At 47.8% G+C, this 14123-nt stretch carries 8 protein-coding genes, 1 tRNA gene and 3 rRNA genes; 3 read left to right on the top strand and 9 right to left on the bottom strand.

From position 1 onward, the window contains the following. Positions 1 to 204: 204 nt before the first annotated feature. Both K0H61_RS00995 and K0H61_RS00990 read left to right on the top strand, forming a co-directional pair. Positions 205 to 891, top strand: coding sequence for a response regulator (locus tag K0H61_RS00995; RefSeq protein WP_220050925.1), 687 nt, complete (start codon positions 205 to 207; stop codon positions 889 to 891). Beyond that, positions 891 to 2255 carry an ATP-binding protein gene (locus K0H61_RS00990; protein WP_220050924.1) on the top strand — a complete coding sequence of 455 codons (1365 nt, stop codon included), beginning with the start codon at positions 891 to 893 and terminating at the stop codon, positions 2253 to 2255. Before K0H61_RS00995 ends, K0H61_RS00990 begins: the two co-directional genes overlap by 1 nt. 81 nt (positions 2256 to 2336) lie before the next feature. On the opposite strand, the gene K0H61_RS00985 is transcribed toward K0H61_RS00990, so the two are convergent. Further along, positions 2337 to 4169: a sigma-54-dependent Fis family transcriptional regulator gene (locus K0H61_RS00985; RefSeq protein ID WP_220050923.1), complete on the bottom strand. Its 1833-nt coding sequence runs from the start codon at positions 4167 to 4169 to the stop codon at positions 2337 to 2339. A 359-nt stretch (positions 4170 to 4528) separates the two neighbouring features. Here K0H61_RS00985 and exaC point away from each other — a divergent pair, with 359 nt between their 5' ends. Then, a complete protein-coding gene (gene exaC, locus K0H61_RS00980) occupies positions 4529 to 6049 on the top strand; it encodes an acetaldehyde dehydrogenase ExaC (protein WP_220050922.1) in 1521 nt (506 codons plus the stop codon). Between the two features lie 81 nt (positions 6050 to 6130). Here the strand turns inward: exaC and K0H61_RS00975 are convergent, their stop codons facing one another. The 8 genes from K0H61_RS00975 to K0H61_RS00940 all read right to left on the bottom strand — a co-directional run bounded on the left by K0H61_RS00975 (position 6131) and on the right by K0H61_RS00940 (position 14109). Beyond that, positions 6131 to 6643: a DUF1993 domain-containing protein gene (locus tag K0H61_RS00975; RefSeq protein ID WP_220050921.1), complete on the bottom strand. Its 513-nt coding sequence runs from the start codon at positions 6641 to 6643 to the stop codon at positions 6131 to 6133. Positions 6644 to 6853: 210 nt separating this feature from the next. Then, positions 6854 to 6930: transfer RNA gene (locus K0H61_RS00970), tRNA-Asp, on the bottom strand. A 45-nt stretch (positions 6931 to 6975) separates the two neighbouring features. Continuing rightward, positions 6976 to 7091, bottom strand: a 5S ribosomal RNA gene (rrf, locus tag K0H61_RS00965). Positions 7092 to 7264: 173 nt separating this feature from the next. Beyond that, positions 7265 to 10157 (bottom strand): 23S ribosomal RNA (locus tag K0H61_RS00960). Between the two features lie 310 nt (positions 10158 to 10467). Further along, positions 10468 to 12010: ribosomal RNA gene (locus tag K0H61_RS00955) — 16S ribosomal RNA — on the bottom strand. Together the 16S, 23S and 5S rRNA genes with 1 tRNA gene alongside form the textbook arrangement of a ribosomal RNA operon. A 487-nt stretch (positions 12011 to 12497) precedes the next feature. Beyond that, a complete protein-coding gene (locus tag K0H61_RS00950; protein ID WP_220050920.1) occupies positions 12498 to 13082 on the bottom strand; it encodes a TlpA disulfide reductase family protein in 585 nt (194 codons plus the stop codon). Further along, on the bottom strand, positions 13079 to 13558 hold the full coding sequence (gene nrfF / locus K0H61_RS00945; protein ID WP_220050919.1) for a heme lyase NrfEFG subunit NrfF: 480 nt from the start codon (positions 13556 to 13558) through the stop codon (positions 13079 to 13081). The genes K0H61_RS00950 and nrfF overlap by 4 nt, the downstream gene beginning before the upstream one ends. Then, positions 13555 to 14109 (bottom strand): DsbE family thiol:disulfide interchange protein, encoded by a 555-nt coding sequence (locus K0H61_RS00940; RefSeq protein WP_220050918.1) that lies wholly within the window; start codon positions 14107 to 14109, stop codon positions 13555 to 13557. Before K0H61_RS00940 ends, nrfF begins: the two co-directional genes overlap by 4 nt. Positions 14110 to 14123: the final 14 nt, after the last annotated feature.

The following is a 14123-nucleotide window of genomic DNA, read 5'->3' as shown; positions in this document are numbered from 1 at the left end:
TCGACGATTACAGTCTAAAGCCTCCTATGTAAGTGTGGGCGTGACCTGAGTAAATGAATGTAAAGTTGCCGTGAAATTATCAGGCCTCGTGATCTTTACTTTAGCTTACATTGCTACACAGCAATTGACACCAAAAGCGGTATACTCAGCCGAAGCAGCAAAAGTGACTGTTTTAACGCTACATCATCAAGATAAAGGAGCACTATGAGTCGCATATTGTTAATCGATGACGATTTAGGTCTTTCAGAACTCCTAGGCCAATTACTCGAGCTCGAAGGTTTTAAACTCAACATGGCCTACGATGGCAAACAGGGTTTAGAGCTCGCGCTAGCGTCGGATTTCGATTTGATTCTTTTGGACGTTATGCTGCCCAAACTCAGTGGTTTTGAAGTGCTGCGTGCCCTGCGTCAACATAAACAAACGCCCGTGCTTATGCTAACCGCCCGTGGCGATGAAATTGACCGCGTGGTTGGCCTTGAAATCGGTGCCGACGATTACCTACCTAAACCCTTTAATGATAGAGAGCTTATTGCACGTGTGCGCGCCATCATTCGTCGCTCCCATCTCACTTCACAAGAGCTCCAAGCCACAACCGAGCTCGATTTTGGCGATCTACGCCTAGACCCTTCACGCCAAGAAGCCTATTGCAATGAGCAATTGATCATTCTAACTGGCACTGAATTCACCCTGTTACATACACTGGCCTCCCACTCTGGCGAGTTGATGAATAAAGAAGTGCTCAATGAACTAGTGCTGGGCAAAAAGCTGATGCCATTCGATAGAAGCTTAGATATGCATTTGTCGAATTTACGCAAAAAACTCCCAGAGCGAACCGATGGCAGACCCAGAGTAAAAACCATTCGTGGTAAAGGTTATATCTGGCTTCCCTGATGGCGGAGACTCACGTGCCTAATCGTCTATTTATCAAGTTACTCCTAGGATTTTGGCTCTGCAGCTCTTTGATCATCGCCATTGTCGGTCTGTTGCCGTTACTGCAACAGAACCACGATAGGGCACCAGTCCCGCCACCAATGGCACAGATGCTCGAAAACATCGCAATGCGCATCGAGGAAAATCCTGCTGTGCTGCAGTCAGATTTCCTGCGTCGTTGGGAAAGACGCGGCAAAATGGAGGGCAAACCAGTTAGACTTTATCTTGCCAATTCACAGGGGCAAGTGGTTAACACCAATAGAGTAAGCCGCAATGTTCGCAGCTTTATGCTAATGGCAGATGAAGAACAAACGCCTATAAGTCATCAATTTAAAGATGAATTTGTCTTCGGTCCGGCAAGATTAATGTTGAACGGTGAACCCTATTTCCTTTACGGCCGCCTGCCGGATATGCACCCTCGGCCTTGGTTCTTCTTTTTCATTGAAAACAAACTATTAACCCTAAGCCTTGCCATTTTGCTCTCGGGCTTACTCTGCGGCTTGTTGGCGTGGCATTTAGGCAAGCCACTAAATTCACTTAAAAAAAGTGCCAATGCGCTCGCTAAAGGGGATTTGAGTCACCGAGTCGACAAATCAACGACACAGCGCAGTGATGAAATTGGTCAGCTCGCCACCGCTTTCAACAGCATGGCCGACTCGATTGAAGCCATGGTGAAGAATCAGCAGCGATTAATGGGCGATATTTCCCATGAATTACGTACGCCGCTTACACGATTGCAATTATCATTGGCCCTTGCCCGTAAAAAAGGCCAGCAGTCGACCGAGACTGACCGCATTGCCTACGAGGCTGAACAACTCGAACAGCTTATTACCGAACTGCTTGAACTCTCGCGCGTCAAGCTAAGTAACAATGAGACACGCGTGCATTTAGGTTTGGCCGAGTCATTAAGCCAAGTGCTTGATGATGCCGAGTTTGAAGCCGAACAACAGGGTAAACAACTCAGTATTGATATCGACGAAGCAATTGAACTTAGTCACTATCCTAAGTCGTTATCTCGCGCGGTAGAAAATCTACTCCGTAATGCCATCCGTTATGCCGACTATGAGATTCATATTGAGGCTAAACAACAGGGTGAACAGATCTATATCTGTATTCAAGACGATGGCCCAGGTGTTCCAGCTGAGGAACTTGAAGCGATATTCAAACCCTTCTACCGACCCGATACCGCCAGACAAAGGGAAAGCGGCGGCTGGGGTTTAGGGCTTGCGATCACTGAAGCCGCCATCAGCGCCCATAAGGGCAGTATTAAAGCAAATAACCGCATTCCTAATGGGCTTGAGGTCATCATTAGTTTACCCGCATAAGACAAAACCCGATGGCGCTTACTATCGGGTCACATTTCACGTGGTAAGTACTTTTGTCAAACACCGGATGATTTGGCTACCTCAATCCTTTATGCCAAGTTGCTTTAACCTGCGATATAAGGCGTTACGACTAATACCTAATCGCTTAGCACATTGGCTGACATTGCCTTCGCACGCGCTAAATACCTGCAATACATTCTGATTAATCGCACTATGTAGCGATTCGTTTTTCTGCAGGCAACTCCCTGTTATAACATGCTGATTAATACCTACCGTTGGTTTAGCGGCGCACTTAGCTAACTTGTTGGCCAAATAGTCGGGTAAATGCATCAGATCTAATACCTCCTCCCCCTCCGCCATTAAACAAGCAACTTGCATCAGGTTATCTAACTCACGTAGGTTACCCGGCCAATCGTAGTGCAACAGCAGATCGAGTAGTTGGACACACATGGTTTGCGCACAGCTACGATGCTTACGGTGCAGCTTATGGATAATGCGTTCTATATCCTGTCGCTCTCGAAGTGCAGGTAATCTCACCTGCAACCCATTGAGACGGTAGTACAAATCTTGACGGAACAACCCTTGAGCTACTAATGATTCTAAATCCATATGGGTCGCAGCAATAATTTGTATATCGACCTTAAAACTTTGATTACTGCCGACAGGCACCACTTCACGCTCCTGTAAAACCCGCAGTAAGCGGCTCTGCGCCGCAAGGGGCATTTCACCAATCTCATCGAGGAACAAAAAGCCCCCATGAGCTTGGCGAATCTTACCGATAAAACCGCTGCGATGGGCGCCAGTAAAGGCGCCAGCTTGATAGCCAAATAACTCAGATTCAACCAACTCAGCAGGTAGCGCTGCACAGTTCACAGCCACAAGCGGCTGAGCACGGCGAGTACTTTGAGCATGAAGCTTTTTCACAAATTGCTCTTTACCAACCCCAGTCTCCCCCAAGACAAGAAGAGGAATTTGCCTAGTGAGAACCTTATTAGCTTGCTGCCAGGCGCGCTCAAGTAAAGGGTCACGAAATCTCACCCCCAATTGAGGCTGGGATTTATCAACTGCAGTTGCCATTTTTTTGATAGGCATTGGTCCAATAGCTTGAGTCTGCAAATGAAGCGCCAAATCTCGATGAAATCCGCCCAATCTAGCCCAACTACCCCCTAAATGTTGCTCAATACTATCACCCAGCTTAGCCTGACTAAGCAGTTGTTTTGCCATCGGATTACAACCAACAATCCGCCCATCACTATCGGCAATCACAATGCCTTGCCAACCGGAATTTAAAAGACTCGGTTGTGCTGCAAGTTCAATTCGATAATGACTATCTGGTAGTTGACACAGCAGTGCTATCTCTACCTGCTGAACTAGGCTCGACACTAACATTAAGGTCAGCGGCGAATGACGATGCTGCTCGCTACTAATATCAAGCACTCCAAGCATTTCGCCCTCATGCGAAAATATTGGACAGGCAGTACAACTCATAAAGCGGTTTTGGCGGATGAAATGTTGGTCCCCGATAACGGCGATTGCCCGCTTTGAAGTCAGCGCAGTGCCGATTGCATTGGTGCCTCGGTATTTTTCAAGCCAGTTAACCCCAATATCGAGGGCGACATCGGCAAGTTTGCTGGAATAACGACTCACTCCCCAGTGCTTAAGAACATAGCCTTCGGCATCCGCTAGCAATAATCGGCTGTTGGAGTGGGCCATTAACTGGTTAAACAGTGGCACTGCATGGGATTGCACTAAATCGATGAGCTGTTGATATTTCTCATGTTTAGATTTGAGATCTGGGCCATTTAGCCTGAGCTCTTCTGCCGGACTGAACTCCGACAACCCTGCGCTAATACTACGCTGCCAAGATTCCGTTAACCAAGCCTGTGAGCTTTTCAAATGCGGTTCTACCGTCATAGCCGTGCCCCCTGGCAGTGTTCCATTTCGGCACATCTCTAGTGTGCCGCTGAATGACAAAATCACTACTAGGCATCTTTCATTCTGTAAATGCTTAATAGCCTTAAAACTACAAAATTAGCTTTTCATCATAGTGTTAGCTCAACAATTGTACAACTCCTGCCAGTTTGGCACCCTCCTTGCGATATGGATTGAACCGCAGGGCTAAGGTGTTACGTAGGCGAACAATCATTAAATTAATCTTTACCCAGCAACTTCTTAGCCGACGAGGAAATTGAAAAACTGAACACCATTTCAACAAGACCCGCCGTTAAAGCACTGTGCCTTTCGTGCTCGGCAGCCATAAAAGGAAGAACGCTATGATTTATGCTCAACCAGGAACCGAAGGTGCCATCGTTAACTTTAAAGAAAAGTACGCCAACTTTATTGGCGGCAAATGGGTTGCTCCGGTAAATGGGGAATACTTCGATAATCGCTCCCCGGTCAACGGCCAGGTCTTCTGTCAAATCCCTCGTTCCGATTACCGCGATATTGAACTGGCACTCGATGCGGCCCATGCCGCAAAGGACGCTTGGGGCAAAACCTCAGTAACAGAACGCGCAAACCTACTGCTACGAATTGCCGACCGTGTTGAGCAGAATATTGAGTATTTAGCTGTGGCAGAAACCTGGGAAAATGGTAAAGCGGTACGTGAAACCCTCAATGCAGACCTTCCCTTATTTGTCGACCATTTCCGATACTTCGCTGGCTGTATCCGCGCCCAAGAAGGTAGCGCCGCCGATATCGATGGCAATACCGTCAGTTATCACTTCCCCGAGCCTTTAGGGGTCGTAGGTCAGATCATTCCTTGGAACTTTCCACTACTGATGGCCGCATGGAAAATTGCCCCTGCCTTGGCCGCTGGTAATTGCGTGGTACTCAAACCCGCAGAACAAACGCCAGTGTCCATCCTAGTGCTGCTAGAACTGATTGAGGATTTATTGCCAGCCGGGGTATTAAACGTCGTAAACGGCTTTGGTGCCGAAGCCGGACAAGCAATCGCTATGAGTAAACGAATCGCGAAACTCGCCTTTACTGGTTCGACTGAAATTGGCTACCACATTTTAAAATGTGCCGCAGAGTCATTAATCCCATCAACCGTCGAGTTAGGAGGTAAATCACCCAATCTGTATTTTGCCGACGTGATGGATCATGAAGATGAATATCTTGATAAAGCCGTTGAAGGAATGCTACTTGCGTTTTTTAACCAAGGAGAAGTCTGCACCTGTCCATCAAGGGTGTTAATCCAAGAATCTATTTATGACAAATTTATTGAAAAAGTCATCGCCCGCGCGCAAACCATCAAGCAGGGCAATCCGCTCGATACCACCACACAAGTCGGCGCACAGGCATCGCGAGAACAGTTCGATAAAATCTTGAGCTATCTCGCTATTGGTAAAGACGAGGGCGCACAGGTGCTTTTAGGCGGAACCCTGTGTCAGCTCGATGGCGACCAAAGCAAAGGTTATTACATCAGCCCAACCATCATGAAGGGCCATAACAAAATGCGGATTTTCCAGGAGGAAATCTTTGGTCCAGTGATTTCGGTAACAACCTTTAAGGATGAAGCAGAAGCCTTAGCTATAGCTAACGATACCGAATATGGCTTAGGTGCGGGTGTATGGACTAGAGATATGAACCGCGCGCAGCGTTTGGGCCGCGGCATTCAAGCGGGTCGCGTCTGGATTAACTGCTACCATGCCTACCCAGCCCATGCAGCCTTTGGTGGCTATAAAAAATCAGGCATTGGTCGTGAAACTCATAAAATGATGCTAAACCACTACCAAAATACTAAAAACCTGCTTGTGAGTTACGATATTAACCCACTTGGTTTCTTTTAAATTGCCAACCTAAAGGGGCTAGTCATGAAAAAGAAAGGGCGTATGCCCTTTCTTTTTTGCATTCTCAAGATTCAAAATTGACTAAGACTTATACGGCATTGGGCCTAAATAGTCCTTCTTACCGACATCAACACCGTTATGGCGCAAAATGGCATAGGCCGTCGTCACATGGAAATACAAATTCGGAATTGCATGCTGCACCGCAAACTCATATCCGGTTAAATATTTACCTTCCCAGCGCGGCTGTGAAACTTGAATCGTAGACGCATCGGCAAAATCCGCCTCCGTAAATTGGGCTAAGTACTCGATAACAGAAGCAATACGCGCCTGTAGTTCAGGCAGAGTTGTTTCACTATCCTCATGCTTAGGTACTGTATTTAAATTACCCGTTAAGCGAGCAACACCTATTTTGGCCGTATCACAGGCAATTTGTACTTGACGGATCAGGTTAAATTGGTCAGGAGCCAAACGTGAATTCAACAGAACCGTCATATCCACTTTCTTAAGATTCGCGAATACTTCACCTTTCTCGAGAATAAGACTCAAATTTTTAAGCATCTTGCTAAATTGCACTGCCGTTAAATCGTAAAGCATAACATCAACTCCTGTAATGAAGGCCACAAAATTGCAGCAACCAAGATAATCTTGGGATGAAATAGTCAATTTCAACGGCCAACACTAAAGATTTGTATGTCCGGGACTCCCCGACAACGACTCACTGGTAAGAAATTTAAGTGAAATGAGATAATTGAACTGCATAAAAGAAAAAAGCCTCATCTTTCGATGAGGCTTATCTCTTTGTGTTGGCGGAGCGGACGGGACTCGAACCCGCGACCCCCGGCGTGACAGGCCGGTATTCTAACCAACTGAACTACCGCTCCAACTCTTTATGGTGCTACTTACTTCAAGTAGAGACCAAATTAGGCGCTTGGCGATGACCTACTCTCACATGGGGAGACCCCACACTACCATCGGCGCGATTGCGTTTCACTTCTGAGTTCGGGATGGGATCAGGTGGGACCACAATGCTATTGTCACCAAGCAAAAAATTGTCTGGAACAATTTTTAACGCGCTTTAGCGCGGCCCGTTAGGGTCAACTACATGGATGTAGTTGATAAATTTTTATTCCAGTTAAATTCGGAAAGCTGTTTTGAGTCACTTCTTAAGTGTTTGTATTCTATCTAAGCACGCTTAGTAAAACCCATCTGGGTTGTATGGTTAAGCCTCTCGAGTCATTAGTATCAGTTAGCTCAACGCCTCACAACGCTTACACACCTGACCTATCAACGTCCTAGTCTCGAACGGCTCTTTAGTGGACTTAAAGTCCAAGGGATGACTCATCTTGGGGCTCGCTTCCCGCTTAGATGCTTTCAGCGGTTATCGATTCCGAACATAGCTACCGGGCAATGCCATTGGCATGACAACCCGAACACCAGCGGTTCGTTCACTCCGGTCCTCTCGTACTAGGAGCAACTCCCCTCAATCATCCAACGCCCACGGCAGATAGGGACCGAACTGTCTCACGACGTTCTGAACCCAGCTCGCGTACCACTTTAAATGGCGAACAGCCATACCCTTGGGACCGACTTCAGCCCCAGGATGTGATGAGCCGACATCGAGGTGCCAAACACCGCCGTCGATATGAACTCTTGGGCGGTATCAGCCTGTTATCCCCGGAGTACCTTTTATCCGTTGAGCGATGGCCCTTCCATTCAGAACCACCGGATCACTATGACCTACTTTCGTACCTGCTCGACGTGTCTGTCTCGCAGTTAAGCTGGCTTATGCCATTGCACTAACCGTACGATGTCCGACCGTACTTAGCCAACCTTCGTGCTCCTCCGTTACTCTTTGGGAGGAGACCGCCCCAGTCAAACTACCCACCAGGCACTGTCCTCAACCCCGATAAGGGGCCAGAGTTAGAACATCAACACTACAAGGGTGGTATTTCAAGGACGACTCCACGAGAACTAGCGTTCCCGCTTCAAAGTCTCCCACCTATCCTACACATGTAGGGTCAATGTTCAGTGCCAAGCTATAGTAAAGGTTCACGGGGTCTTTCCGTCTAGCCGCGGGTATACGGCATCTTCACCGCAATTTCAACTTCACTGAGTCTCGGCTGGAGACAGCGTGGCCATCATTACGCCATTCGTGCAGGTCGGAACTTACCCGACAAGGAATTTCGCTACCTTAGGACCGTTATAGTTACGGCCGCCGTTTACCGGGGCTTCGATCATGAGCTTCTCTTGCGATAACCCAATCAATTAACCTTCCGGCACCGGGCAGGCGTCACACCGTATACGTCATCTTGCGATTTTGCACAGTGCTGTGTTTTTGATAAACAGTTGCAGCCACCTGGTATCTGCGACTGCCGTCAGCTTAGGGAGCAAGTCCCATCACCAACAGCAGCGTACCTTCTCCCGAAGTTACGGTACCATTTTGCCTAGTTCCTTCAGCCGAGTTCTCTCAAGCGCCTTGGTATTCTCTACCCGACCACCTGTGTCGGTTTGGGGTACGATTCCCGCTAACCTGAAGCTTAGAAGATTTTCCTGGAAGCATGGCATCAACTACTTCAGTCCCGTAGGACCTCGTCATCAGCTCTCAGTGTATAGTGACCCGGATTTGCCTAAGTCACCCACCTACCACCTTAAACGCGGACTACCAACGCCGCGCTAGCCTAGCCTTCTCCGTCTCTCCATCGCAGTTAGCGGAAGTACAGAAATATTAATCTGTTTCCCATCGACTACGCCTTTCGGCCTCGCCTTAGGGGTCGACTCACCCTGCCCCGATTAACGTTGGACAGGAACCCTTGGTCTTTCGGCGAGGGGGTTTTTCACCCCCTTTATCGTTACTCATGTCAGCATTCGCACTTCTGATACCTCCAGCGTGGGTTACCCCTTCACCTTCAACGGCTTACAGAACGCTCCTCTACCGCGCAACCCTAATGGATTGCACCCGTAGCTTCGGTGGTATGTTTAGCCCCGTTACATCTTCCGCGCAGGCCGACTCGACTAGTGAGCTATTACGCTTTCTTTAAATGATGGCTGCTTCTAAGCCAACATCCTAGCTGTCTAAGCCTTCCCACATCGTTTCCCACTTAACATACACTTTGGGACCTTAGCTGACGGTCTGGGTTGTTTCCCTTTTGACGACGGACGTTAGCACCCGCCGTCTGTCTCCCGGATAGCACTCTTTGGTATTCGGAGTTTGCAAAGGGTTGGTAAGTCGGGATGACCCCCTAGCCTTAACAGTGCTCTACCCCCAAAGGTGTTCGTCCGAGGCGCTACCTAAATAGCTTTCGAGGAGAACCAGATATCTCCCGGTTTGATTGGCCTTTCACCCCCAGCCACAAGTCATCCGCTAATTTTTCAACATTAGTCGGTTCGGTCCTCCAGTTGATGTTACTCAACCTTCAACCTGCCCATGGCTAGATCACCGGGTTTCGGGTCTACGCCTTGCAACTAAACGCGCAGTTAACACTCGGTTTCCCTACGGCTCCGCTATTCGCTTAACCTCGCTACAAAACGTAAGTCGCTGACCCATTATACAAAAGGTACGCAGTCACGGTCTCAAGAACCGCTCCCACTGCTTGTACGTATACGGTTTCAGGTTCTATTTCACTCCCCTCACAGGGGTTCTTTTCGCCTTTCCCTCACGGTACTGGTTCACTATCGGTCAGTCAGGAGTATTTAGCCTTGGAGGATGGTCCCCCCATATTCAAACAGGATATCACGTGTCCCGCCTTACTCGATTTCATCAAAGGTTAGTTTTCGTGTACGGGGCTATCACCCTGTGCCGCTGGACTTTCCAGACCATTCCACTAACACCCCTCTGACTTAAGGGCTAATCCCCGTTCGCTCGCCGCTACTAGGGGAATCTCGGTTGATTTCTTTTCCTAAGGGTACTTAGATGTTTCAGTTCCCCTCGTTCGCCTCACTACACTATGTATTCATGTAGTGATAACAGCTTATGCTGCTGGGTTCCCCCATTCGGACATCGTTAGCTCAAATGCTTGTTACTAGCTCGCCAACGCTTTTCGCAAGTTACTACGTCCTTCATCGCCTCTGACTGCCAAGGCATCCACCGTATACGCTTAGTCGCTTAACCATACAACCCAAATGAGTTTCACTCACCCAGGTCGTTGCGACCAGCTGGTTTTACTTGTCTCATCTTCGACCAAGAAGATGGACTCGCCTTAGACTTGAATATTCAAGACACTTAAAAAGTGTTTTAAGAACTCAATTTTTTTCGTATTAACACAACGACAGACATCATTGTATTAATTACTATCAGCTTTCCAAATTGTTAAAGAACAATGCTTACCGGCTCGCGGTGCATTTCGCTCTCCCTTCCTTTACAGGAAGTTCAACAAGCCATCTGTGTGAACACTCAACAAACATCGAGTTAGTCGTATAGGTAAGGAGGTGATCCAGCCCCAGGTTCCCCTAGGGCTACCTTGTTACGACTTCACCCCAGTCATGAACCACAAAGTGGTGAGCGCCCTCCCGAAGGTTAAGCTACCCACTTCTTTTGCAGCCCACTCCCATGGTGTGACGGGCGGTGTGTACAAGGCCCGGGAACGTATTCACCGTGACATTCTGATTCACGATTACTAGCGATTCCGACTTCATGGAGTCGAGTTGCAGACTCCAATCCGGACTACGACGAGCTTTGTGAGATTAGCTCCACCTCGCGGCTTTGCAACCCTCTGTACTCGCCATTGTAGCACGTGTGTAGCCCTACTCGTAAGGGCCATGATGACTTGACGTCGTCCCCACCTTCCTCCGGTTTATCACCGGCAGTCTCCCTAGAGTTCCCGCCATTACGCGCTGGCAAATAAGGATAGGGGTTGCGCTCGTTGCGGGACTTAACCCAACATTTCACAACACGAGCTGACGACAGCCATGCAGCACCTGTCTCAGAGTTCCCGAAGGCACTAAGCTATCTCTAGCGAATTCTCTGGATGTCAAGAGTAGGTAAGGTTCTTCGCGTTGCATCGAATTAAACCACATGCTCCACCGCTTGTGCGGGCCCCCGTCAATTCATTTGAGTTTTAACCTTGCGGCCGTACTCCCCAGGCGGTCTACTTAATGCGTTAGCTTGAGAGCCCAGTGTTCAAGACACCAAACTCCGAGTAGACATCGTTTACGGCGTGGACTACCAGGGTATCTAATCCTGTTTGCTCCCCACGCTTTCGTGCCTGAGCGTCAGTCTTTGTCCAGGGGGCCGCCTTCGCCACCGGTATTCCTCCAGATCTCTACGCATTTCACCGCTACACCTGGAATTCTACCCCCCTCTACAAGACTCTAGTCGACCAGTTCGAAATGCAATTCCCAGGTTGAGCCCGGGGCTTTCACATCTCGCTTAATCAACCGCCTGCGCACGCTTTACGCCCAGTAATTCCGATTAACGCTTGGACCCTCCGTATTACCGCGGCTGCTGGCACGGAGTTAGCCGGTCCTTCTTCTGTAGGTAACGTCACAGCTGCAAGGTATTAACTTACAACCTTTCCTCCCTACTGAAAGTGCTTTACAACCCGAAGGCCTTCTTCACACACGCGGCATGGCTGCATCAGGGTTTCCCCCATTGTGCAATATTCCCCACTGCTGCCTCCCGTAGGAGTCTGGGCCGTGTCTCAGTCCCAGTGTGGCTGATCATCCTCTCAGAACAGCTAGGGATCGTCGCCTTGGTGAGCCATTACCTCACCAACTAGCTAATCCCACCTAGGTTCATCCAATCGCGGAAGGCCCGAAGGTCCCCTCCTTTCCCCCGTAGGGCGTATGCGGTATTAGCAGTCGTTTCCAACTGTTATCCCCCACGACTGGGCAGATCCCTAGGCATTACTCACCCGTCCGCCGCTCGCCACCTCAGGAACAAGTTCCCTTGTGCTGCCGCTCGACTTGCATGTGTTAGGCCTGCCGCCAGCGTTCAATCTGAGCCATGATCAAACTCTTCAATTAAAAGTTTTTTGAACCCGAAGGTTCGACTCAATGAATTCTGATTTGTCGTTTCAACTCGAAAGTCAAAACAAACTGTACATATTGCTATGAACACTCATTCATTGATTTAATTCTTTGATTACTCGCCAAACGGCAGAGTAATTTCGATTAACTCAACACCTGTGAGTGTCCACACAGATTTCTTGTTTAGATTGTTAAAGAGCATTTGACCTCAAGCTTTCGCGTTACCGCTCAGCGGGTCAGGGCTGCGTATTCTACGCATTTCCCATTTCGCGTCAAGGAGTTTTTTCAACTTCTTTTCGCACTTGAATCGTTTGATTAAAAGCTGTTCGATTCAAGCTGAATCAGCATTCGCTTTCGCGCTTTGCCGTGTCAGTGGATGCGCATTATAGGGAGCTTGAATTTTTGCGCAAGGGCTTTTTAAAAGAAAAAAGATCGCTTGGCGATCTTTTCTACAGTGGCGCTGTATTCATGCTCAATCTGGGTATTAATTGGGCGCTTTAGCAGCTTTATCGATAAAACCTTGGATAATTTTTTGTGCTTTAGCGTCATCCCAGTCGACAAATGAACGCACAAATGCGATCAATTGGCCGTTCTGATCGAGAATAAAAGTCGCGGGGATCGTATCTAATGGGAATACTTGGCCGAGATTCTGCTCTGGATCGTAATAGGAATTAAAGTTCGGCATACCTAATGAGGTTAAAAAGGGTTTAACTTGTTCCTTACCATCTACATCGATTGAGATTGGCAGTAACACAAAATCATCCGCTTTAAACTTTGTAGCCAATCTTTCGATGGCTGGTAGCTCCCTCACACAGGGCGGACACCAAGTCGCCCACATATTTACCATCACCACCTTGCCTTTATAGTGACTGAAGTCGATGGTTTTACCATCGACATCATTAAAGGCCACAGGTTTGATAGGAAAAGTGTGCGGCAAGACATTGATCAAATCCGCTGTCGACGCGATCTGCTTATTAGCCTGTTGCATCCCCGGATAAGCCTGAGCGCCACCAGCTAATAATACTGACATACTACTTAATAGGAGTGCGCCGAAGATAGAATGCTTCATTTAGTGTCACGCTTTAATAGTGCATCTAGCGCTTGCTGATCTTCAGCACTCAATTCAGCCGCTGAATTGCCATTAATACGTTGCTTGCGAACAAAGACAAAACCAATCAGCAAACCAAAGAGTAATAATGCAACTGGACCTAACCATAGGATATAAGTCTTGCTCTCCATTTTTGGCTTATAAAGAACGAACTCTCCATAGCGACTGGTCATAAACTCGATGATCTCATCATCATTCTTACCTTCATCTACCATCTTGAACACTTCAAGACGCAAATCTCGGGCTACGGGAGAATTAGAATCAATAAGGTTTTGGTTTTGACACTGAGGACAACGCAGTTCGTTTGCCAGCGCTAAACCACGCTTTTGATTCTCCACTGACTTAAACTCATAGGTATCAACTGGTGTGGCCATAGCAGCAGTAACCATGCTGCATAACAACACTAACCCTGCAATTATTTTTACTAACTTACTCATGCTGCTCCGTCCTTCGCCGCTTCGTCTTGTAGTTGCTTAATCATTGGATAGAGGGTTTCAGACCATATACGTTGATCGATAGGTCCAGCATAGCGATAACGAATAATACCTTTGTGATCCACAATAAAGCTTTCAGGTGCACCGTATACACCGAGGTCTAACCCTAAACGGCCATCTTTATCGAAGATATTGATGTGGTATGGATCGCCCTGACGTTTAAGCTCCTCTAAAGCAGGGACACGCTCATCACGGTAGTTGATTCCGTAGATAGGCAAAATGTTTTGACGCTTAAGCATCACAAGAAAAGGATGTTCGTACTTACACGATGGGCACCATGTTGCCCAAACATTAAGTAACGACACCTTACCTTTCAGCTGCTCATTGGTGATCATCTCGTTAGCTGATTCGAGACGTTCGAGTTGGAAAGCCGGAATCGGCTTTCCTTCAAGAGCTGAATCCAGTTTCTGTGGATTTAAAAACAGTCCTTTGTATAAAAATACCCCCATGACAAGAAAAATCACCAATGGGATAAACAGAACCAACTTCTTCATACATTCCCCAACTT

The sequence above is a fragment of the Shewanella acanthi genome (genome assembly GCF_019457475.1).
Taxonomy (GTDB): domain Bacteria; phylum Pseudomonadota; class Gammaproteobacteria; order Enterobacterales; family Shewanellaceae; genus Shewanella; species Shewanella acanthi.
Note: the sequence above shows the minus strand (reverse complement) of the source record. Positions and strands in the feature narration are given on the sequence as shown.